17 protein-coding genes are annotated in these 22,474 nt (G+C 71.7%); 5 read left to right on the top strand and 12 right to left on the bottom strand.

Annotation, left to right across the window (positions count from 1 at the left end):
- The first annotated feature begins 120 nt into the window (after window positions 1-120).
- On the top strand, window positions 121-1,269 hold the full coding sequence (locus tag O7610_RS22245) for a hypothetical protein (protein ID WP_289211769.1): 1,149 nt from the start codon (window positions 121-123) through the stop codon (window positions 1,267-1,269).
- 10 nt (window positions 1,270-1,279) lie between these two features.
- On the opposite strand, the gene O7610_RS22240 is transcribed toward O7610_RS22245, so the two are convergent.
- A complete protein-coding gene (locus O7610_RS22240; protein WP_281552395.1) occupies window positions 1,280-2,761 on the bottom strand; it encodes a glutamate-cysteine ligase family protein in 1,482 nt (493 codons plus the stop codon).
- 292 nt (window positions 2,762-3,053) lie between these two features.
- A complete protein-coding gene (locus O7610_RS22235; RefSeq protein ID WP_281552394.1) occupies window positions 3,054-3,629 on the bottom strand; it encodes a YceI family protein in 576 nt (191 codons plus the stop codon).
- 103 nt (window positions 3,630-3,732) lie between these two features.
- Between O7610_RS22235 and O7610_RS22230 the strand changes: the two genes are divergently transcribed.
- Entirely contained in the window at window positions 3,733-4,224 is a 492-nt protein-coding gene (locus O7610_RS22230; RefSeq protein WP_281552393.1) for a MarR family winged helix-turn-helix transcriptional regulator, read from the top strand.
- A 250-nt stretch (window positions 4,225-4,474) separates the two neighbouring features.
- Here O7610_RS22230 and O7610_RS22225 read toward each other — a convergent pair whose 3' ends face one another.
- From O7610_RS22225 to O7610_RS22195, 7 genes are all read right to left on the bottom strand, one after another.
- Window positions 4,475-7,150 carry an ATP-binding protein gene (locus O7610_RS22225; RefSeq protein ID WP_289211768.1) on the bottom strand — a complete coding sequence of 892 codons (2,676 nt, stop codon included), beginning with the start codon at window positions 7,148-7,150 and terminating at the stop codon, window positions 4,475-4,477.
- A gap of 126 nt (window positions 7,151-7,276) precedes the next feature.
- Window positions 7,277-8,434, bottom strand: coding sequence for an acyl-CoA dehydrogenase family protein (locus O7610_RS22220; protein WP_281552391.1), 1,158 nt, complete (start codon window positions 8,432-8,434; stop codon window positions 7,277-7,279).
- Window positions 8,435-8,507: 73 nt separating this feature from the next.
- Window positions 8,508-10,040, bottom strand: a complete 1,533-nt coding sequence (locus O7610_RS22215; RefSeq protein WP_281552390.1) for an acyl-CoA carboxylase subunit beta — start codon at window positions 10,038-10,040, stop codon at window positions 8,508-8,510.
- A gap of 80 nt (window positions 10,041-10,120) precedes the next feature.
- Window positions 10,121-11,044 (bottom strand): hydroxymethylglutaryl-CoA lyase, encoded by a 924-nt coding sequence (locus O7610_RS22210; protein WP_289211767.1) that lies wholly within the window; start codon window positions 11,042-11,044, stop codon window positions 10,121-10,123.
- 92 nt (window positions 11,045-11,136) lie between these two features.
- On the bottom strand, window positions 11,137-12,486 hold the full coding sequence (locus tag O7610_RS22205) for an acetyl-CoA carboxylase biotin carboxylase subunit (RefSeq protein WP_289211766.1): 1,350 nt from the start codon (window positions 12,484-12,486) through the stop codon (window positions 11,137-11,139).
- A gap of 61 nt (window positions 12,487-12,547) precedes the next feature.
- Complete coding sequence (locus O7610_RS22200; RefSeq protein ID WP_281552387.1) at window positions 12,548-13,159, bottom strand: TetR/AcrR family transcriptional regulator; 612 nt, start codon at window positions 13,157-13,159, stop codon at window positions 12,548-12,550.
- A gap of 210 nt (window positions 13,160-13,369) precedes the next feature.
- On the bottom strand, window positions 13,370-13,924 hold the full coding sequence (locus tag O7610_RS22195; protein WP_281555772.1) for a YbaK/EbsC family protein: 555 nt from the start codon (window positions 13,922-13,924) through the stop codon (window positions 13,370-13,372).
- A gap of 151 nt (window positions 13,925-14,075) precedes the next feature.
- Between O7610_RS22195 and O7610_RS22190 the strand changes: the two genes are divergently transcribed.
- On the top strand, window positions 14,076-15,656 hold the full coding sequence (locus O7610_RS22190; RefSeq protein WP_289211765.1) for a glycosyltransferase family 2 protein: 1,581 nt from the start codon (window positions 14,076-14,078) through the stop codon (window positions 15,654-15,656).
- 39 nt (window positions 15,657-15,695) lie between these two features.
- On the opposite strand, the gene O7610_RS22185 is transcribed toward O7610_RS22190, so the two are convergent.
- Window positions 15,696-16,397, bottom strand: a complete 702-nt coding sequence (locus tag O7610_RS22185; protein ID WP_281552385.1) for a SigE family RNA polymerase sigma factor — start codon at window positions 16,395-16,397, stop codon at window positions 15,696-15,698.
- A gap of 183 nt (window positions 16,398-16,580) precedes the next feature.
- Between O7610_RS22185 and O7610_RS22180 the strand changes: the two genes are divergently transcribed.
- Both O7610_RS22180 and O7610_RS22175 read left to right on the top strand, forming a co-directional pair.
- On the top strand, window positions 16,581-17,750 hold the full coding sequence (locus tag O7610_RS22180; RefSeq protein ID WP_289211764.1) for a glycosyltransferase family 2 protein: 1,170 nt from the start codon (window positions 16,581-16,583) through the stop codon (window positions 17,748-17,750).
- Window positions 17,747-19,762, top strand: a complete 2,016-nt coding sequence (locus O7610_RS22175; protein WP_289211763.1) for a glycosyltransferase — start codon at window positions 17,747-17,749, stop codon at window positions 19,760-19,762. The genes O7610_RS22180 and O7610_RS22175 overlap by 4 nt, the downstream gene beginning before the upstream one ends.
- On the opposite strand, the gene O7610_RS22170 is transcribed toward O7610_RS22175, so the two are convergent.
- A complete protein-coding gene (locus O7610_RS22170; RefSeq protein WP_289211762.1) occupies window positions 19,686-20,441 on the bottom strand; it encodes a DUF5825 family protein in 756 nt (251 codons plus the stop codon). The two genes, O7610_RS22175 and O7610_RS22170, sit on opposite strands and share 77 nt — an antisense overlap.
- Before the next feature lie 13 nt (window positions 20,442-20,454).
- Window positions 20,455-22,407 carry a RiPP maturation radical SAM C-methyltransferase gene (locus O7610_RS22165; protein ID WP_281552381.1) on the bottom strand — a complete coding sequence of 651 codons (1,953 nt, stop codon included), beginning with the start codon at window positions 22,405-22,407 and terminating at the stop codon, window positions 20,455-20,457.
- Window positions 22,408-22,474 lie beyond the last annotated feature (67 nt).

Below are 22,474 nucleotides of genomic sequence, written 5' to 3'. Positions count from 1 at the left end.
ACCGGTACGTGCCACCGGGCGTGACTGTCGGTAGAGCTCAAGATAGCGACCCGCCCGCCGGACAGCGTGCCCCACGCCCACGAGTCGCCGGAGTTCGCCACTACCGCTACAGTGCCCGGCATGGCCGTACGAGGCTGGGGAAGATCGGTCGCGACGGCGACCGGCATCGCTGCGGGCGCAGGTGCCGCGCAGCTCGGTCTGGGCTACGGCCTCGGCATAGTTGCCTGGTTACCGTCAGTTGACGGCGGAGGAGAGGCTTCCTGGGTCGCCAGCCTCGCCTGGGCGACGTGGATCACGGCGACCTCGGTGGTGATGGGTGCCGTCGTCGCGGACCGGCTCGCGCCGTCACCTCCCAACTCGGAACCGTCGGCCGGCGCCGATCCGGATCGAACGCCGGACAGCCTGCTGACCGCAAGCCTGTGGCGACTCGCCCTGGCCGCAGCGGCCGCGATCGGGGGAATGCTCACGGTCGCCCTGATCGCCGTACCCGCGCGCAGCGCGACCCGGGCCGACACCTTCTCCCCACAGACCATCGCCGCCGGGTACGCGATGGTGGGCGCGGTCGTCGGACTGCTGATGGCGATCTGGGCGGTCGCCTCCCGGGCGGCGGCGGCGAACGCCATCGCCACTGTCGGCTGGCTCTGGCTGCTGGCGGTGGTCGCGGTGATCGACTCGGTGATCTCCGGCACCGGGCTGACCAGCGCCCAACTCGGCGTCTGGCAGATCACTGCGGACAGCGAACAGTACTGGTTCCGCAACATCTACCTACCTGGGGCGGCGCTGTCACTGGGTTCGGCGTTCATCATCGGCGCGGTCTCGGCCTGGCCGGCCGCCCGCGACGCGCGTCGCCGGGTGGGCGCCGCGATCTCCGGCGGCGTCGGCCCGGTGCTGATCGCCGCCGCGTACTTCCTGGCTGCCCCCCGGCTGGTGGGACCGCGGGCGGAGCAACTCTCGGCGCATCTGCTCGCCCCGTACGCGGTGATCGCCGGCCTGGCCGGGTCGGTGCTGGTCACCGCGATCGCGCAGCGGCTGGAGATGTCCCGCCGGCAGCCCGCCACCGCCACCGACCGCGACCACGACGGCGCTTCGGCCGCCGACGCGTCTGCCGATGGCCGGGACGATGCCTCCGGCTCCGGCTCCGCTGAAGGCCGCGACGCGCCGGTGCCGGAGCAGCCGACCAGTGGCCAGGTGGCCGACGCCCCGGCTCGGGGCACGGCTTCGGTCACCGGCGGTGGCCGGCCCAAGCCGACCACCCCCGATGGCAGCTGAACAACGCGAATCAGTCGACCGGCCAGGTGTGCACCGGTTCGTTGCTGCGTTGCAGTTCGGCGTAGCGCTGCAGCATCTGGTGCAGCGCGTCGGGTCGGGCCAGGCCCTGCTCCCGCTCGGCCCGCCAGACCGACTCGGTCTGCCAGACCGCACCGTTGCGCCTCAACCGACAGCGTTGTTCGATGATGCCGAGCAGCCGGTCACGCTGCTGTGGCGAGACACCGAACCGGTCCAGCCCGGCGTACGCCTTGGGAAGCAGGACATCCAGCACCAGATCGGTGACCGGAATCTCGCCGAGCTGCGGCCAGTGCATGTGTGCGGCGATCCCGCGCCGCGCAGCCTGGTGGAAGTTCTCCTCGGCCGCACCGAAGCTCAGCTGGCTCCACACCGGGCGGTCCGCCTCGGCAAGCTCCCTGGCCAGGCCGAAGTAGAAGGCGGCGTTGGCGAGCATGTCGACGACGGTCGGCCCGGCGGGCAGCACCCGGTTCTCCACCCGCAGGTGCGGTCGACCGTGCATGATGTCGTACACCGGCCGGTTCCACCGGTAGACGGTGCCGTTGTGCAGCCGTAGCTCGCTGAGCTCGGGCACGCCGCCGGCCTGCAGCACCTCGACCGGGTCCTCGTCGGCGCAGATCGGCAGCAACGGCGGGAAGTACCGGACATTCTCCTCGAACAGGTCGAAGATCGACGTGATCCACCGTTCACCGAACCACACCCGGGGCCGTACGCCCTGCGCCTTCAGCTCGTCCGGCCGGGTGTCGGTGGCCTGCTCGAACAGCACGATGCGGGTCTCCGCCCAGAGCTGTTTGCTGTAGAAGTACGGTGCGTTGGCACCGAGCGCCACCTGGACCGCCGCGATCGCCTGGGACGCGTTCCAGTAGTTGGCGAAGTTGTCCGGGGAGACCTGCAGGTGGAACTGCACGCTGGTGCAGCCGGCCTCCGGGGCGATCGAGTCGGTGTACGCCTGCAGCCGCTCCACCCCCCGGATGTCCAGCCGGATGTCCTCCCCGCGGGCGGCGACGATCTGCTCGTTGAGCACCCGGTAACGCCCGTTGGTGGAGATGTTGTTCAGCACCAGGTGCTGTGGGGTGAGGGTGGGCAGGATGCCGATCAGGATGATGGCCGCCTCGGCCTTCGCCGCCCGGTCACCGGCGCGAGCCAGGCTGGCCTGCAGGTCGGCTTCGTAGTCGGCGAATCCGTCGGCCTCGATCAGCCGCGGGCGCGCGTTGAGTTCGAGGTTGAACTGCCCGAGCTCGGTCTGGAAGGTGGGGTCCGCGAGGTTGGCCAGGATCTCCGCGTTGCGCATCGCGGGCTCCGCGTACGGATCTACCAGGTTCAGCTCGATCTCCAGCCCGGTCGTCGGCCGGTCGGCGTCGAACTTGAAGTCGTCGAGCATCAGCGCGAAGACGTCGAGGCAGCGGCGGACCTTTTGCCGGTAGCGTACGCGATCCTCCCGACTGAACGACGCGCGTGAACCGACATCCCTGCCCATAATGCCCTCCCCGGCGCGCCCCGAACGGCCGCCGCCACGCTCGCTGGCCGAGCGGCGCGGCAGAACCGTTCCGACTGTGTGGTGGTGCAACCCTGCTCGACCGCAGCTGTCGTCGGCTCCCCCAGCCGGGACAGGCGTTGATCGCCCCAAAGTGAGCGGACCGAAGCGCTCGGTTTCACCTTTTCACATCCGACGGGCGTCTTCTACTGGGGTTACTACAGACAGCGGCACCCCGGTCACCGAGGAGGTGGCCGGGGTGCCGCTGTGTCGCGCCGGGTACGGGCGCCGGGGTTCACCCCTGACGGATGGCCTCGCCCTCGATCTCGATCTTGATCTTCTTGCCGACCAGCACGCCGCCGGTCTCCAGGGCGACGTTCCAGGTCAGGCCGAACTCCTCACGGTCGATCTCGGTGCTGGCGGTGAAGCCGAAGATGTCCTGGCCGAACGGGCTGCGGCCGGCGCCCTCGAACTCGACGGCGAGCTCCACCGGCCGGGTCACGTCCTTGACCGTCAGGTCACCGGCGAGCACGAACTCGTTGCCGCTGTGCGAGACGATCCCGGTGCTGCGGAACTCGATGGTGGTGAACTTCTCGACGTCGAGGAAGTCGCCGCTTCGCAGGTGGGCGTCCCGGTCGGCCTGCCCGGTGTTGATGCTGGCCGCCTGCAGCACCGCGGTGACCGACGACTGCAGCGGGTCCTCGGCGACGGTGATGGTGGCGGTGGCGTCGGTGAACTCACCGCGGACCTTGCTGACCATCATGTGGCGAGCGACGAACCCGACCCGCCGGTGGGCCTGGTCGAGTTCGTAGGTGCCGGCGGTGGGAATGGTGATGCCGTTCCACTCGCGGGTGGTCTGGTCGGTGCTCATGGCTACTGCCTCTCGCGGGACATTCGGTTGAAGGGGGAACATGTGCGACAGCAACAATAGACTAGGCAATATTCCTCATGTCAAGTACTGCTACGATGACCTGGTGACCGAGAACCTCGCCGACGATCCCCGGATCACCGCGATCGGCCTCCTCTTCGAAGTCCACACCGGGCTCGCGGCCCGCTTCGCGGCGCAGTTCGAGGAGCACGGCCTGTCGACGGTCGAGTTCGAGGTGCTGATGCGGCTGCGCCGTTCCGCAGGTCACCAGCTGCGGATGACCGACCTGGCCGCTCAGGCTGCGCTGTCCACCAGTGGCGCGACCCGGGTGGTCGACCGGATGGTGCGCGACGGGCTGGTCTGCCGGCGCGCCTGCCCGTCCGACCGGCGCAGCTCGTACGCGGTGCTCACCCGGGCTGGACAGCAACGCCTCGACGACACCCTCCCCGGCCACCTGCAACTGATCGACAAGTGGTTCACCGGCCAGTTCGAGCCTGCGGAGTTGGCGACACTACTCGACACCCTCCGACACCTTCGTGACGCGGTGCATCCGCAGGCAACCGCCGGCAGTGACGAAGTGACCGCGCCGGTCCGTTGACCGACGCCGGCACCGGCAGAAGGACCGGCAGAAAGCACCCTTGATCAACGACATAAAGTTCTGAAAGCCGCAAACAGCTCGGATGGGCCGGATAGCGTACTGGCGACCGGGAACGTAACGGGGGGTGCGGCGCGAAGGCCAGGACATCTGGTCCAGGCCGGGGGGCGATTCCGCGCCAACCCGGGGGGCGTGTCGACGTCCGGCGGGCGGCCAGTGATGGCCCCGCCGGACGTCCGCGTCCTGACCTGATTCATCCCTGACCCACCGCCTCCCGTTCCCGGGGCAGCAGGGTGATCCCGGCACTGTGGCAGGCCGCCACCAACCGGTCCCGGGCCGAAGCCCGCGACGCCGTCGTCTCAGCGTGCACCACCAGCTCCACCATCGCCTCCACCGCGTCCCGCGGCTCTGGGCCGTTGCCCAGCGAACGGGCCGCCACGGCGTACCACTCCGTCGCCAGCTCCCGTTCCCCGCGCCGCGCCGCGAGGGTCGCCTCGATCAACGCGCACCGGGGATCGTCGCCCGGCCCGGCCTGGTCGGCAGGGTGACCAGGCCGGTCCACCCCCTCCACCGGCATCACCTGGCCACGGAGCTCGGTCAGGGCGTCGGCCGCTTCCGCGAGGCGGCCGTCCTGGGCCAGCGCCAGCCCGACGATGCCCAACACCTGCCGCCGGTGACTCGGATCCCCGACGGCGGTCAACGCCGCCAACACCCGGCGTCCCAGGTCGGCTGCCCGCGCGTACCGGCCCTCAAGCCTGGCCACCTCGGCCAGGTTGGCCCGGGCCAGCAGCCGCAACCGGTCCTCGCCGGACCTGGCCGCGAGCCGGTCAACCGCCGCGAGCCGGCGCCGGGCGGCCCGCAGGTCACCCGATCGGATCTCGTGCCGGGCCAACGCGTGCTGGGCGAGCGTCATCTCCCGGATCCGGCCGATTCGGCCGGCCAGGGCAAGCACCGCCTCGGAGTGCGCCCGCGCCTCGTCGAACCGACCGGCGGCCAGGCAGGCAGAGCTGAGCACGGTACGCGCGGCCAGCTCACCCGACGTCTCCCCGAGCTCGATGAAGGTGACCAGCGCCGACCGGACCGCCGGAAGTTCCTGCGGGCCGGCGTCGTGCTCCAGCGCGAGCTGAGCCACGCCGATCTGGGCCCAGGCCCGGATCGCCGGGTCCGCGTCGGCCGACCGCGGGTCGTCGAGCAGCCGGCGCAGCCAGCGCCGTCCGGCCACGTCGCGTCCCCGGAACCGCCACCACCGGGGCAGTGCGGCGGCCAGGCGCAGTGCGGTGTGCGGGTCGTCGTTGGCCGAGTGGGCGAGCGCGGCCCACAGGTCACTGGCCACCTCGTCGAGCCGACTGACGACGGTGACCAGCTTCGGCCCGGCCAGGTCGACCGCCGCCCGCTCGGCGAGCCGCGCGAACAGCACGGCGTGCCGACGCCGGATCGCCGACAGTTCGCCGTGTGCGGCGGCCCGCTCGGTGGCCAGATCCCGCACCACGTCGATCAGCCGGAACCGGTACGGACCCGCGCCCCGGGCACCGAGCAGCCCCAACGACATGAGCCGGTCGAGGAACGGCACCGCGTCGACCCGACCGTCCTGATCCGACTGGCCGATGTCGGGCTGGCCGATGTCGAGTTGGCCGATGTCGAGTTGGCCGATGTCGAGTTGGCCAACATCCGGCTGGACCGGATCCTCGGCGAGCATCCCCTCGGCCAGCTCGACCGACCACCGGTTGCGGAACGCCGAGAGCCGACGTACGCCACGCCGTTCGGCGGGGGTGAGCAGCGCGTAGCTGGCCGCGACCGCGTCGCGCAGAGTCACCGCCACGGCTTCCCTGCTGGGTGGTGGCACGGCCAGGTCGAGCAGCCGGTCGCCGTACCGGTTGAAGATCTCGTTCAGGTCGAGCGCCCGCCCCCGGGCGGCGGCCAGCTCGATGGCCAGCGGCAGCCCGCCGAGCCGCCGGACGAGCCCGACCAGCGCGCCGACCTCGCCGGGGTGCACCGGTTCCCGGCGTACCTGCCGGAGCCGGGCCAGGAAGAGCCGCGCCGCCGGGTAGCCGGCGACCGTGGCCAGATCGGCCTCGGTGTCGGCCGGCGGCACCTCCAGCGGCGTGACCGGCCAGACCCGTTCACCGGGGAGTCCGACCGGGTGCCGGCCGGTCGCCACCACCTGCAGCGACGGAGCGGTACGGGTCAGCCAGTGCAGCGCGTCGGCCATCGCCACCGGTGCCCGTTCCACCGCGTCCACCAGCAGCAGTGCCGGGCCGTCGGCTAGCCGGGCCGCCAGGTCGTTGACCCGCCCGACGCCGAAGACGGTAGCGGTGGCGGTCAGTACGTCACTGACGGTGGAGCCTTCGGTGACGACGATGCCACCGGTGCCGCCCGGATACCGGTCGGTCACCTCGGCGGCGACCGCGAGCGCCAGGCTGGTCTTGCCGACTCCGGCAAGTCCGACCAGGCTGACCAGCCCTGCCCCGGCACCGGGTCCCGCAGTCAGCAGGCCGGCCAGGTCGGCCACGTCACAGTCGCGGCCGATCAGTTCGCCGGGCAGTGGGACACCCCGGCTACGGCCGGGCCCGACCAATGTCTCGATGTCGCCGGCAGCCTCGCTGCGCGGCCCGGCCGGGAACGCTGCGGTGGCGAGTGCCGGGGTCAGCTGGCGCGGGATCGTCGGACGCGGCTCGGCCGGCCGGCCCCGCGCCGCCGCGTGGAACTCGGCCCGGTCCTCTCCGGTCAGGCCGAGCGCGGCGACGAGCAGATCGACCGTGGTCCGCTGCGGCCGGGCCGTGCGGGCCCGTTCCAGGTCCCGGACGGTACGCACGCCGACCCCGGCCACCGCGGCGAGCTCCGCCTGGGTCAGGCCGACGGCCAGCCGTCGGCTGCGGAGTAGTTCGTCGAACCCGACCCTGCTCTGGTCAGGAGCATGATCCGGACTCATGGCAGGAGAGGGTACGCATTGCAGGGTGCCCGGGTCAGCTTTCCGTCCGGCTGACGACCCGAAAGGAACGGATTTCCGACACAACCGGTGAGGTGCGGTGCCCTCCGGGGCACCCTTACAAGCTCATCAAGCGTCGGCCAGCCCAAGATCACGAGCGATGATCATTCGCTGGATCTCCGAGGTGCCCTCGCCGATCTCGAGAATCTTCGCGTCGCGCCAGAATCGCGCGACCGGGAACTCGTTCATGAAGCCGTACCCACCGTGGATCTGGGTCGCCTCCCGGGCGTTCTGCACGGCGCACTCGCTGGCGTGCAGCTTCGCCACCGCGGCCTGACGTTTGAACTGGTCACCGGCGAGCATCCGGGCGGCCGCGTCGTAGTAGGCCAGCCGGGCGGTGTGCGCCCGTACCTCCATGTCAGCGATCTTGAATTGGATCGCCTGGTACCCGCCGATGAGCTGGCCGAATGCGCGGCGCTGACCCGCGTACCGGACGGACTCGTCGACGCAGCCCTGCGCGAGGCCGACCGCAAGGGCGGCGATCGCGATCCGCCCTTCGTCGAGGATCCGGAGAAATTGCGCGAACCCCCGACCACGCTCACCCAGCAGATTTTCGGCCGGAACCCGGCAATCGTCGAACGTCAACTCGTGGGTGTCCGAGGCACACCAGCCGACCTTGGAGTACCCCGGCGCGACGGTGAACCCAGGCGTCCCGGCCGGCACGATGAAGGTGGACAGTTCCTTCGACCCGTCCGGCCTGCTCCCCGTCACCGCGGTGACCGTCACCAGCGAGGTGATGTCGGTGCCCGAGTTGGTGATGAACGCCTTCGAACCGTTGATCACCCAATGGTCACCGTCGCGCACCGCCCGGGTGGCGGTCCCTCCGGCGTCGGAGCCGAATCCCGGCTCGGTCAACCCGAAACCGGCCAACGCCGCCCCGCTGACCAGCTCCGGCAGCCACCGCTCGCGCTGCTCCGGGGTGCCGAACCGGTAGATCGGCATCGCACCGAGCGAGACCGCTGCCTCCAGCGTGATGGCCACACTGGAATCGACCCGGGCCAGCTCCTCCAGCACCAGACAGAGCGCGAAGTAGTCGCCGCCCATCCCGCCGTACTCCTCCGGGAACGGCAACCCGAACAGCCCCATCTTGCCCATCTGGCGGACGATGTCGTAAGGGAAGGCATGCCGCTGGTAGTAGTCACCGATCACCGGCGCGATCGCCTCGCGGGCGAACTCGCGGACGCTCTCCCGCAGCGCCTCCTGCTCGTCGGTCAGCCTGAAGTCCATGCTCAGATCCTTTCTGGAGGACTCGCAGCCCGGTCGCCTGTCACTGGCACCGGGTGCCGCACCTGCGGTGCCGCTAGACCGGAGTGACGCCGTGCCTGCGGTGGGAGAAGTGCCGGTCCCGGCCGGTGGCCGCCGCGTACCGTCGGACCAGTTCGGCGCGCAACTGTTCGGGTCGGACGATGTCGTCGACGACGAGTTCGCTGGCGAGCCGGGTCAGATCGATGTCGCGCTCGTACTCGGCGCGGCGGGCGGCGACGAAGCCGGCCCGCTCGTCGGGATCGTCGATCGCCGCGATCTTGTTGGCGTAGACCGCGTTGACCGCAGCCTCCGCGCCCATCACCGCGATTTTCGCGGTGGGCAGGGCCAGGGTGGCGTCCGGCTCGAATCCGGGGCCGGCCATCGCGTACAGCCCGGCACCGTAGGCCTTGCGGACCACGACGCAGATCTTCGGTACGGTGGCCTCCGAGATCGCGCTGATCATCTTCGCGCCGTGCCGGATGATGCCCTGCTTCTCCACGGCGCTGCCGACCATGAAGCCGGGCACATCGGCCAGGAACAGCAGCGGTACGTTGAACGCGTCGCACAGCTGCACGAACCTGGTCGCCTTGTCGGCGGAGTCGACGAACAGCACCCCGCCCTTGAACATCGAGTTGTTGGCGACCACGCCGACCACCTGGCCGGCCAGCCGGCCGAAGCCGACGGTCAGCTCGCGGGCCCACAACGCCTGGATCTCCAGGAAGCTGCCCTCGTCGAGCAGTCCCTTGACGAACCGGCGCATGTCGAACGCCTGCCGTTCGCTCGCCGGCACCAGCGCGGCGAGGTCGACCCCGGCCGGCGGCTCGACCGCCGCCGTCGCCGGTGGCGGCTGCTGCCAGTTGCCCGGCAGGTAGGACAGGTAGCGGCGGACCACATCGAGCGCGTCGTCCTCGGTCTTGCACAGGAAGTGCCCGACGCCGGACTCGGCGCAGTGCACCCGGGCACCGCCCATCGCCTCCAGCGTGGTCTTCTCACCGGTGACCATCTCGACCATCCGGTCCGAGCCGAGGTACATGCTGGCGTTGCCCTCGACCATCGCCACCACGTCGCAGAACGCCGGAATGTAGGCACCGCCGGCGGCCGACGGCCCGAACAGGGCACAGACCTGCGGGATCGCCCCGGAGGCCCGGACCTGGTTCCAGAAGATCTTGCCGGCACCGCGCCGGCCGGGGAACAGGTCGACCTGATCGGTGATCCGGGCCCCGGCGGAGTCGACCAGGTAGACCATCGGCAGGCCGGCGTCGTACGCCCGCTCGATGATCCGGATGATCTTCTCTACGGTACGGGCGCCCCACGAGCCGGCCTTGACCGTGGAGTCGTTGGCCATCAGGCAGACCTGTCGACCGTCGATGGTGGCGGTGCCGGTGACCACACCGTCGGCGGGCAGCCCGTCGGCGAGGGCGTTGGCGTACCGGCCGTCCTCCACGAAGGAGCCCGCGTCGACCAGCCGGTCGACCCGTTCCCGGGCGAACAGCTTGCCCCGGGCGGCGTTCGCCGCATGGTACTTCTCCGCGCCGCCGGCCCGGATCCGCTTGTCGAGCCGATCCAGCGCCTCACCGTCCAGTGTCACGCCGCCCCCTCGCGCCAGCCCATACTAAACGATCGTTAGGCTACCGCACGACGGTCACCCTCGCGACCCCCGCCAGCGGGTCAGCTGGTCGGGGTGAGCCGGGTACGCGGGCCGGCACGCAGCACCCCGGAGGGAAGCTGCCTGCCGACCAGCTCCTCGGCCAGCGCGGCGGCGGCCAGCAGGGCATCCAGGTCGATCCCGGTCTCGACGCCCATGTCGTGCAACATGTGCACCACCTCCTCGGTGGCCACGTTGCCGCTGGCCCCGGGCGCGTACGGGCAGCCGCCCAGGCCGCCGACGCTGGCGTCGAACTCGGTGACCCCCAGCTCCAGCGCGGCCAGCAGGTTCGCCAACGCCGTACCCCGGGTGTCGTGGAAGTGCAGCAGCACCGGTACGGCCGCCTGCCGGTCGCGCACCGCCGTGACCAGCTCGCGGACCCGGCGCGGGGTGGCCATCCCGGTGGTGTCGCCGAACGCCACCCGGTCCGCCCCGTCGGCCACCACCCGGTCGACGATCCCGGCCACCCGCTGCGGGTCGACCTCCCCTTCGTACGGGCAGCCGAAGCTCGTCGCCACGATCACCTCGACGTGCGCCCCGGCGGCGTGCAGCAGCGGAATCAGCGCGGCGATGTCGTCCAACGACTCGGCGGTGGACCGGTTGACGTTGCGCCGGTTGTGCGTGTCGCTGGCCGACACCACCACTTCGACCTCGGAGAAGCCGGCGTCCAGTGCCCGGCGGGCCCCGCGCAGGTTCGGCACCAGCGCCGAGTAGCGCACCCCGGGCGCCCGCCGGGCCCGCCGCCACACCTCGTCGGCGTCGGCCATCTGCGGGATCGCCTTCGGGTGGACGAACGAGACCGCCTCGATCCGGCGTACGCCGGTGCCGGACAGCGCGTCCAGCAGGCGGACCTTGCCCTCGGTCGGGATCGGCTGCTCGTTCTGCAGGCCGTCACGCGGCCCGACCTCGCGGATCGACACGGACTCGGGAAGGGGCGTCGCTGCCATCCGTCCAGCATCCCGCGCCCGTGCCGTCCACTCAATGGGATCCGGTGAAGGTCACCGTCGCGTCGACGCGACGGACTGCGTCGGACCGGACCTCACCGCATCCGGCCGACGATGCCGGTGTCGTAGTCACCGGAGACGAACTCCGGGTTGTCCAGCAGCTCGGCGAAGAACGGCAGGTTGCACTTTGGCCCGGCCACCTCGAAGGCGGCGACTGCGGCCCGGGCCCGGGCGATCGCCTCGGCCCGGTCGGCGCCAGAGACGATCAGCTTGGCCATCAGCGAGTCGTAGAACGGCGTCACGGTGGTGCCGGCGGCGTACCCGGAATCGACCCGGACCCCGTCGCCGGTCGGCTCCGACCAGGCGGTGATCGCGCCCGGTCCGGGCAGAAAGCGTTTCGGGTCCTCGGCGTTGATCCGCAACTCGATCGCGTGCCCGCGCGGCGCGAGGGTGGCCGGGTCGAACGTCGGCTCCAGGCCGGCGGCCACCCGCAGCTGCTCCTCGACCAGGTCCACACCGTAGACCAGCTCAGTGACCGGGTGCTCGACCTGCAGCCGGGTGTTCATCTCCAGGAAGAAGAACTCGCCGGTGGCCGGGTCGAGCAAGCATTCCACCGTGCCGGCGTTGCGGTAGCCGACCGCCTCCCCGGCCCGTACGGCGGCGGCGAGCAGCCCGGCCCGGATCTCGTCGGTCACGGCCGGCGACGGCGACTCCTCGGCGAGTTTCTGGTTGCGCCGCTGCACCGAGCACTCCCGCTCACCGAGGGCGACGACCCGGTCGGTGCCGTCCGGCGCCCGCCAGCCGAGAATCTGCACCTCCACGTGGCGTACCCGGGGGAAGTAGCGCTCGATCAGCACGGACCCGTCGCCGAACATGCGCGCGGCGAACGCCCGGACCTTGTCGAATTCGGTACGCAGCGCGGCGGTGTCGCCAGCGACGCCCATGCCCATTCCGCCGCCGCCAGCGGCGGCTTTGACCATCACCGGGTAGCCGATGGTGGCGGCGGCGTCGAGTGCGGCGTCGACGGTCTCGGCGGGCTCGGTGGTGCCGGCGGCCACCGGAACCCCGGCGGCGGACATCAGGTTCCGCGCGTTGATCTTGTCGCCCATCGCCTCGATGGCGTCACCACCGGGCCCGACCCAGATCAGGCCGGCGGACGCGACCGCGCGAGCGAAGTCGGCGTTCTCCGACAGGAACCCGTAGCCGGGGTGGATCGCCTGGGCGCCGCTGCTCTTGGCGGCGGCCAGGATCGCCCCGGTGTCGCGGTAGCTCTGCGCCGGCTGCGCGGGCCCCACACAGATCGCCTGGTCGGCCTCGGTGACGAAGGGCATGCCGGCGTCGGCCTCGGAGTGCACGGCGACGGTCCGGACGCCCAGCCGTCGGGCGGTACGGATGATCCGCCGGGCGATCTCGCCCCGGTTGGCCACCAGCAACGACTCGATCATGCCTCTCCTCGCGGGGGTGCGGCGCCCGCTGCCGGGCGCGGGGGTGTGCCCGGTGTGCTGCTCAGCCGTGCAGGGCGGCGAGGGTGGCGGCGCGCAGCAGCGTGGCCCGCCGTTCCCGGTCGACCTCGCCGCCGAGGAAGGGGGTGGAGTTCATCAGGCCGAACGCGGCGTGCGCCAGCACCCGGGCCTCGGCCGCGTCGAGGTCGTGGCGCAGCGCGGTGAGCACGGCCACCCACTCCTCGACGTAGAGCCGCTGTAGCCGCCGGATCCGCCGGCGCGGCTCCTCCGGCAACCGGTCGAGCTCGTGCAGGTGCAGGGCGATGACCGCAGGGTTGGCCAGGGCGAACTCGACATGGAACTCGATCAGTGCGGCGAGCGCGGCGGTGGCGTCGCCGGGCCGCGCCGCGACCCGGACACGTCCGCCTTCGAGCAGTTCCTCGCTGACCGGGATGAGCGCGGCGGCGAGCATCGCCTCCTTGCCGGCGAAGTGGTGGTAGAGAGCCGGACCGGTGACCCCGGCGGCGGCGCCGATGTCGTCCATCGACACGCCGTGGTAGCCGCGGGCCGCGAAGAGCCCGACCGCGATCTGAAGAATCTCGTCGCGACGTGAGCGTCGCCGTGGCGCGCTCGGCTCGGCCCCGTCCGTCGCTGCCGTCTGCTGATCTACCGTCACCTGGCCAGCCTAACCGTGTGTCGACCCGAATTGAACGACCGTTCAGTCACCGGAATGCCGTCGACTGATTCACCGGTGTCCACGCTGACCCGACGCCGACGCCCGCCGATCACCGTACCGTCACCGACGCCGAGGGCTCACCCCCGGCGGAGCGGTACCGGAGCTCACCCCCGGCGGAGCGGCACCGGAGCTCACCCCCGGCGGAGCCGGTCAGGTGCCGGCTGGGGCCGCCAGCCCGTCGACGACCCGTGCGTTGGGCAGTACCCCCAGCGCCGGACCGGGAACCACGATCTTGCTGCCCCGCACCCCGGAACCGATCACCACGTGCGGCACCGCCACCACCCGCGCGTCGACCAGGATCGGCCACTCCGGCGGCAGCCCGATCGGGGTGATCCCGCCGTACTCCATCCCGGTCCTCTGCACCGCGTCGGCCATCGGGGCGAAGCTCGCCTTACGCGCGTCGAGCAGCCGGCGGACCGTCCCGTTGACGTCCGCCCGGGTGGTGGCCAGCACCATGCAGGCGGCGTACCGGACGACACCGCCCCGCTTGCCGGCGATCACCACGCAGTTGGCCGACTCGTCGAGCGCCACCCCGTACGCGGCGCAGAAGGCGGCCGTGTCGGCGAGTTCGGGGTCGATCGACGCCACCGCCACATCGTCCACGTCGACCGGCACCTCGGCCGACCACTGCTCGACGGCGGCGGCCACCGGCGCGGCCACCAGGTCGAGTCGGCTCCGGACCGGTTCGGTCTGCAGTTTCCCCAGCACGTCCGCCATCATGCACCCGGCGGCCGGCGAGCCGTGCCGAGGGGCACCGGCCACCCGGGCGCGGTAGATTGACCGCCGCCGCCACCGCGTGCCCGGCCCGCCGCCGGGAGCGGCGCGGCACCGCCGGACAACCCGCCGAGAGGTGATCGTGGCTGCCCCGAGGGCGAGCGTCGTCGTACCCGTCTACAACACCGAGGCCTGGCTCGGCGCGGCTCTGGCGTCGATCGACCGCCAGCCACGGCGGACCGAGATCGAGGTCGTCGTCATCGACGACGGCTCCACCGACTCGTCGAGCGAGATCGCCCGCGACTACGCCCGGCGGGCGCCGGGGGTCCGCTACGTCCGGCAGGACAACGCCGGTCTCGGTGCCGCTCGCAACCATGGGGTACGCCTGGCGACCGGCAACTACCTGGGTTTCCTCGACTCCGACGACCTCTACCCCGACGGCGGGCTGGACCACCTGGTCGACCTCGCCGAGCGGGCCGGGGCGCAGGTGGCGGTCGGCGACATGCACGGCTTCCCGCCCCGGCCCAGCCCGCCCTGGCGGGCGGAGATCGTCGGACCGGCCCGCACCATCGGGTCCGTCGCCGAGGCACCGCTGCTGATCGGCAACCCGTCGGCCTGCAACAAGGTGTTCGCCCGCGACCTGGTCGACCAGGTCGGGGCCGAGTTCACCGAGGGCAGCGCGTTCGAGGATGTCCTGTTCACCGTGCCGCTGCTGGTCCGCTCCTCGCTGACCGCGCTCAGCCCACGACTGGTCTACCTCTACCGACAGCGCGGCAACGGCTCGTCAATCATGGAAGGCCGGTTCCGACCGGCGAAGATCATGCAGCATCTGAACATCATCGAACGGCTGGTCACCGGCAGCTCCGACGTCGCACCCGAGGTGGCCGGGGCGATCCGACGGTGGGTCGCGTACATGCAACTGCACTACGCCGGGCGGGCCGCCGACGTCCTCGACGACGGGCAGCTGGCCGATTTCACCCGCCGGATGGCGGCGCTGCTGGCCGACGTACCGGTGCCGGTCGCCGCCGAGTTCAGCCGGAGCCCGCACGCCGGGCTGCGCGCGGTGGCCCTCTACGAGCAGGACCCGGACGGAGTACGCCAGCCCCGGCACGACGGCCCGGTCCGGCTGCGCGGCGGGCAGCTCTACCTCGACCATCCGCGCTGGGACCGCTACCGGGACCTGCTGCGGCTACCCGCGCCGACCGTCGGCGTGCACAGCGTCCGCCGTGGCGACCCGGCCGGCGACGAGGTGGTCCGGCTCACCGGCTGGTGCGGCCTGCCCGGCCCCGGCGGCGCGCCCGGTGACCAGCGGGACGACCTGGTGCTGGAGATCGGCGACACCCGGTTGCGGCTGCCGCTGACCGTGGCTGACGGCAGCGGCGGCCGGCTCCGTTGGCGGGTCGACGTACCGCTGGCCACGCTGCCCCGCGGCCGGTACGCGCTGCGGGTCGTCGCCCGCGACGACGGTGCCGAACTGGTACTCCCGCCGGCACCGGGCGCGCCCGGCACCCGGGCGACACTGACCGCCCGGGGCCGTGCCGTGTGGGTCGCACCCGGCCGCCGCGGGCTGCGTCTGGTGGTCTCGGACCCGCTGGTCACCGCCGCCGCGACGCCGGCAAGGTGGAGTCGGATGGCCCGCTACCAGGCCGGACGCGCGGCGCGGCGCGGGGTTCGGGTAGCCCGCCAGGGCCGCCAACGGCTGCGCCGGCTGGCCGCCCGCTGACGCTGCCTGCCCCCGTGGACGCCGGCTGCCGCCCGCTGATCAGGAGTCCTCGGCCAGCAGGTCGGCGCGGCTGTCGCCGAGCAGTTCCCGCAGCCGGGCCAGGGAACGCCGGCTCTGGGTCTTGACCACCGACACCGAGACGCCGAGCGTCTCGGCAACGGTCTCGACGCTCTGGTCCTCCCAGTAGCGCAGCACCACGATCGCCCGGTCGCGGGGCGGCAGACAGCCGAGCGCGTCGATCATGGTGACCCGCAGCTCGGGCCGGGCGGACCGGGCCGGATCACCGTCCTCGCGGGGGCCGGCGATCGGCAGCTCCCGCGCGCTGAGCCGGCGGCGGTGGTCGAGCACCACCCGTAGCAGCACCTTGCGGCTGTACGCCTCCAGGTTGTCGAACCGGGACACCCGCCGCCACGCGGTGTACATCTTGGCCAGTGCCGTCTGGGTGAAGTCCTGGGCCAGATGCCAGTCGCGGCACATCAGGTAGGCGGTGCGGCGCAACCGTGGCGCAGCCGCCGAGGCGAACGCGACGAATTCCGCGTCCACGGCCCCGGACGGGGCGCGGTCCGCCGCCCTCGACCCGTCCGGGGCCGTGGACGCGGAGACCGCCTGGTCGACGGCGGGTCGCGGCTTGCCCACCACATGCCCGGGCAGGCTGATCTCAGCCGCGCCGTACACACTGCACTCCCATGCCTGGGCACCCTCCCCGGTGTGGACCTGCCGGTGTCCGACCCCTGCTGACATAGACGTCGGGTGGGCGACGATCGGTGACACGGGCGGGAAAGTCCCAGGCGTTCGCCAGCTGGTCACCAGCTGTTAGCCTTTTGCCAGGGCCCCCTTCCCCTACCCGACGGACGATGTCGGACCGACGGTTGACCCCCGCCGCCGGACCGACGCACCGACATACGTGGAAGGCGCGCTGCACCGATGGCACTGCTGAGCTTGATCATCCCGGTGTTCCGGGTCGAGAAGTACCTCGCAGCATGCCTCGACTCGGTCCTGGCGCAGCATCGTGCGGACGTGGAGATCGTGGCGGTGGACGACGCCTCCGACGACGGGTCCAGCGCCATTCTGGCCAGCTACGCACAGCAACACCCCGGGATCACCGTGGTCAGCCTGGACCGCAACGGCGGGCTGGGTGCCGCCCGCAACGCGGGTATCGCCCATGCCAGCGGTCGCTACGTATGGTGTGTGGACAGCGACGACTGGTTGCCGGACGGCTCGCTGGCCGCGGTCGCCGACCGGCTCGAGCACACCGACCCGGACTTGTTGATCACCGGGTACTCCCGGGTCCATCCCGACGGCCGGGCGGAGGAACATCCGGTCACCGGCATCGCCCCGGGCCGCCAACTTCCGGAGGTGTTCCGCTTCGCCGACGAGCCAGGGCTGCTCGACGTGCTGTGGATCGCCTGCAACAAGATCATCAAGCGGGACCGGCTGGTCGACACCGGGATCACCTTCCAGTCCGGCTGGTACGAAGACGTCTCGTTCGTGATCCCGCTGCTGGTCGCCGTGGACCGGATCGCCGTGCTGGATCGCGACTGCTACGCGTACCGGCAGCATCACGACGGCGCGATCACCCGGACGGTCAGCGACCGGCACTTCGAGGTCTTCGACCAGTGGCAGCGGGTCTTCACCTACCTTGACGCCCACCCGGGCCGGGCCGCCGCCCTGCGCCCGTTGATCTTCGGTCGGATGATCTGGCACTGCCTTCAGGTGCTCGGGCACCCGCACCGGGTGCCCAGGTCCCACCGGCGGCGCTACTTCCGGCGCACCTACGAGCTCTACCACCGGCATCGGCCGGTCGGCGGGTACCAGGTGCCGGGCAACGGCAGCGAGACGGTCAAGCACCGCCTCGTCGCGGCGAACGCCTATTCTCTCTATCAGACGTTGATGGCCGTCTGGTCACTGCGCAAACGGTTGCCCGGCCGGGCCAGCGGAGCCACCGGGGTCAGCGGGGCCAGCGGAGCTGCTGGAGCCGGTGAGCGGCCGGCAACCGCCGGTCGGACACCGCCAGCAGCGGCGGCGCTGCCGGGCACCGTACCCGCCCGGGGCGGTGCGGTCGACGACGAAGCCGAGGAGGGGGCGATCAGGTGAGGCGAGACGCCGGCTCCGACGCCTCCGCGCCGGCCGGCAGCCGGATCACCTGGCGCCTCACCGGACTACCGGCACCCCACCCCGCCGAACGGCTCGGCCGCGCCGTGGGGTTGCGGGTGCTGCGGCTACCCGGCATCCGGCGCGCGTTGGTGATCGCCGGCACCGTGGACCGGCTACGCGACCTGCCCCACCACCCAGCTGCCGGTCAGCCGGTACGCGCCGCCACCGTGGTCGTCGTCTGGTGGCGGTACCCCGGGCTCGGCTGGTCCGGCAATGTCGGCACGTTGCCGCAGCTGCGTCGGCACCGGGTCGGGCTGCCCAGGCTGCGCCGGGGCGCGGCCACCGTCCGGATGGCGCTCGCCGCCCCGGTGCCGCTGCGGTCGGCGGTACGGGCGGCGCTGCGCGCGTTGGACGGGTCCCGGACGATGCCGTCCCCGGGCACCGCCGACGTCACCGCCCTCGGTGCCCCGCCGGCGTACCTGCCGGCGGGGGCGACCGTGCTGACCGCCGGACCGCTGCCGGAGCGCGACGAGATTCGCGCCCACGACCTGGTGCTGGACAACCGGGACGCCGCCGGCCCGCGAGATTCTGACCACGACACCACCGGCCCGCCAGATCCCGGCCACGACACCACCGGCCCGCAGGGCGAGCGCGGTGCGGCGTACGGTGTCCGGTTGGCCGGCACCGGGCACGCGGTCACGACACCCGCTGGCGAGCGGCTCGTGCTGATCGACGCCGAACGGATCAACCCGCGTGGCCGGCTGGCTGCCGCGTACCGGCCGGAGGCGGCAGAGATCTCCCTCGAGTTCGCCCGCGCCGACCGGTCCGGGGCCAGCAGGTTCCGCGGACCGGTCAGTGGATCGTCCCGGTACGGGTCACTGACCGGCCCCGGGCTGGACGCGGCGGCGCTGGCCGCGCTGCGGCGGGTCCGCGCGGTGCACTGTCGGCTGGTGCCCGGTGAACATCCCGAGCAGACCGCCGGGCTGCTGGTGCAGCTCGCCGCGACCGGGGTGCTCGTGCACGCCCCGGTCCTGCCGCCCGCCGTGGCCGACCTGCTCGACCCGCAGTTACGCGTGCTCGTCACCGGACAGCCGGACGGATCAGCCGGGCCGGACGGGTCAGCCGGGCCGGACGGGTCGTTGACCGTCGAGGCGCGCAGCGTACGGCAGCGCCGGGCCGCGATGCGCGGCCACGCCGCAGGACTGCGGCTGCCCGGCCTCGCCGACGGCGGGCTGCCGGCACTCGGTCGGCCGCCATCGGTCAGCGCGGTCCTGATCACCCGGCGGCCGGAGCTGGTCACCACCGCGCTGGCCGCGATCATCGCGCAGACCTATCCGGAGATTGAGATCATCCTGGGACTGCACGGCATCGAGTTGCCGGAGTCGGCCCGCCGGGCGTTGTCCGACGCGGGCCGCCCGTTCGAGGTGCTGCACCTGCCGGAGTCGGTCGACTTCGGCGCCGGGCTCGCAGCGGCCACCCGGCGCGCCCGCGGCACACTGATCACCAAGTTCGACGACGACGACAGCTACGGCGTCGAACACGTCTGGGACCTGGTGCTGGCCCGGCACTACTCCGGGGCCACCCTGGTCGGCAAGGGAGCCGAGTTCGTCCACCTGGACGATCAGGGCGTCACCCTGCGCCGACGGTCCGGCATCCCGGAGGCGTACGGCGGAGTGGTCGCCGGTGGCACGATGCTGCTCGCCAAGAGCGATCTGGAGGCCGTCGGCGGCTGGCGCCCGGTGCCCCGCTCGGTCGACCTCGGGCTGATCGAGCGGCTCCGGGCGGAGGGCGCCACCATCTACCGAACCCATCCGCTCGGCTACCTCTACCATCGGCGGCCCACCGGGCACACCTGGGATCCGGGCGAGGCGTACTTCGTGGACAGCGCGTACTCCCGCTGGACCGGCGTCCCGGCGGAGGCGATGGGCGACGAGGTCACACCACCATCGACGGCAGCGGCCAGCGGCGCAGCCGGTGCGGCAACCAGACCAGTTGGTCGCCCACCTTCGTGACCAGACCCTCCTCGCCGAACTCGCGGGCGATGTCCAGGTCGACAGTGGTCATCCCGGCACCGTCGAGCAGCTGCTCCAGCACCGCCAGGTACGCCGGGTCGTCGATGGTCAGCAGGTTGAGCCGACCGGCCCGCCGGTCCCGGACCTGGACGAAGCCGGGGCCCCGCCGGTAGGTGCACTTGTCGAAGTAGAAGGCGTCCCGCCAGGCGGCAGCGGCCACCGTACCCGGGTCGGATTCGGCATCAGGCTCGGCGCCGGCGGAGCCGGCGGCGTCAACGGAGCCGGCTGCGCCAGTGGCACCCGCTGCGCCGACGATCTCGACCGTCGCCGGCGGACGCAGATGCCCGTACACCCGCCACAGGTCGCCGTCGCCGCCCGGCAGCCGGATCGACCAGTCCACCTCGATGGCGTAGCTGGTCAACTCGCGGACCAGGACGAGCCGGCGGACCGCGTCGGCCGCCGTCACCGAGTCGGCAGCGGTGAGGTCGACGGTGCCGGGCAGCGCCACCTTGCGTACCCCCCGGTCCAGCCAGTCCCCGACGGTGTCGGCGGCGGACCCGGTGAACTCGGCCGTGCCCAGGTCGATGCCGGGAATGTCGGCGACCGCCGGATCGTGGTCCCGGTGCAGTCGGACCACGACCGGCCCGGTCGGCGGTGCCTCGATGTCGGTGCTGATCAACGCGGTGCTCCTGTCAGACGGCGGTGAGCGCGGGCTCGGGCGTGGGGTGCCCGGCGGACGTGGCCGGATCCGTTGACGCGGCTTCCGCCTGCGCGGCGGCCCGCTCCTGGTGCAGGTGGTCGATGCGGAGCAGGTCCTGGTTCATCGCCTGCGGTGCGATCTGAATGAACTGGTCGGCGTCGCTGAACAGCAGGCCGAGGTCGCTCCAGCGGGCGAGCAGCGTGGCCACCTCCTCCTCCGACGCGGAGATCCGCCGGGCCAGTGAGGCGACGCTGTGCGGCTGGTCCAGCTGCCGGAAGGCGGCGACCTCGGTCGGATCCGTCAACCGCAGCACGTGCCAGTCGAACTGCCGCCGTTCGCTGACCAGCACGATCTCGGTGCCGAGGTCGTGGTGGGTCAACCGGCTGCGGGCATACTCGTGCTGCCAGCCGGTGACGGCCCGGTCGAGCGTCTCGGCGAGATCCTCGTCGATGCCCTGGGTCGGGGTGTCGAAAATGTACGCCAGGTCCATCAGCTCCGACTCGGGCAGGTCGTAGATGAGCCGGTACTGGGCGGCCGGCCGCAGGTCGGTGAAGCCGAGTTCCGGCTTGACGAAGTACGGGCTGAACCGTTCGATGGCGATCCGGGTGCTGCCGTCAGGTGGGCAGAGGTGGTGCAGGGCCGGCATCTGGTCGATGATCGACTGGTAGTCGGCGTCGGTCTCGCCGGGGAAGCCGTACAGGTAGTTCCAGGCGATGGTGATGCCGCTGGTCTCCGCGTCGCGCAGCATCCGCACGTTGAGGCAGCCGGTCACCCCCTTGTCCATGATCTTCAGCACCCTGCTGTTCAGGTTCTCGATGCCTGGCTGGACGCTGACCAGGCCGGCGTCGGCCAGGGCCTGCACCTGCGGGCCGCGCATGTTCGACTTGATCTCGTACTGCAGCCGCAGGTCGTAGTCGGATTCGGCCAGCCGGGGCAGCAGCGAGTTGACGTAGCTCATGTCGAGGATGTTGTCGACGACGAACATGTCCAGCACCTGGTGGCGCTCGACCAGCCCGATGATCTCGTCGTAGAACCGGCCGGGATGCTTGCTGCGGAACTGCATGAACGAGCCGTTGAGCCCGCAGAAGGTGCAGTGGTGCTTCTCGCCCCACCAGCAGCCGCGGGCGCCTTCCACCACCAGCCGGGGCTCGACCCAGTTGTTCGCCTTGGAGCGGGCCAGCCGCTCGAAGTAGCCGGTGTAGTCCGGGCTGACGATCTCAGCCGGCGGCAGCGGTGCGGTGCTCATCGGGTTGGCCACGTGTCGGCCGTCCGGGGTGGCCCAGCACAGGCCCTCGATGCTGGAGAAGTCGGCAGGGCTGTCCGCCGGTGCGGCCGCCAGCGCGGTGAGCAGCTGGGGGAACGCGGCTTCGCCTTCGCCGCGTACCACGAAGTCGATGAAGGAGAAGTTGCGGTGCAGCGCCGCGCCCTGCTCGCCGTCGCAGTTCGCCCCACCGAGCGCGGTACGGATCCGGGGGTCGAGTTTCTTCACCGCCCGGGCAGTCGCCAGCGCTGCGGTGTTCTGCTGGAACGTCGAGGTGAATCCGACGAGGTCTGGTGCCCGGTCGACGATCCGGGCGGCGATCTCGTCGATGAACTCCGGCGCGGCCCGGTGCAGGTCCATGTTGCGGCTCAGGTCGCGTTCGGACATCTGGCCCTGGACGACGCGGGTGAACTCGCTGACCCGCCATTCAGGGTCGTCGTAGAGGGCGGAGGAGAAGACCCAGTCACCGCAGCCGGAGAAGTAGGTGAACAGCGAATAGTAGTAGTAGTCGCCGAGGCCGAACTCACGTCGGTCGACCACCCAGTCGACGAAGTCGAGGTTGGCGTGCATCACCTCGACCTCGGCGTCCGGCATCTTCTGGCGGACGCTGTTGGTGAGGATGCCCAGTGCCAGCGACGGGACATCGATCGATGACCACGGCATGTTGACCAGCAGGATCCGCATGTGCCCTTCCCTTCTATGCGAGCCGCTACCGACGAACCCGGTCAGCGCGGGTGTCGGAGGTGGACAG

It is taken from the genome of Solwaraspora sp. WMMA2065 (assembly GCF_030345075.1).
GTDB lineage: Bacteria > Actinomycetota > Actinomycetes > Mycobacteriales > Micromonosporaceae > Micromonospora_E.
This window is presented reverse-complemented; position numbering and strand designations above follow the sequence as displayed.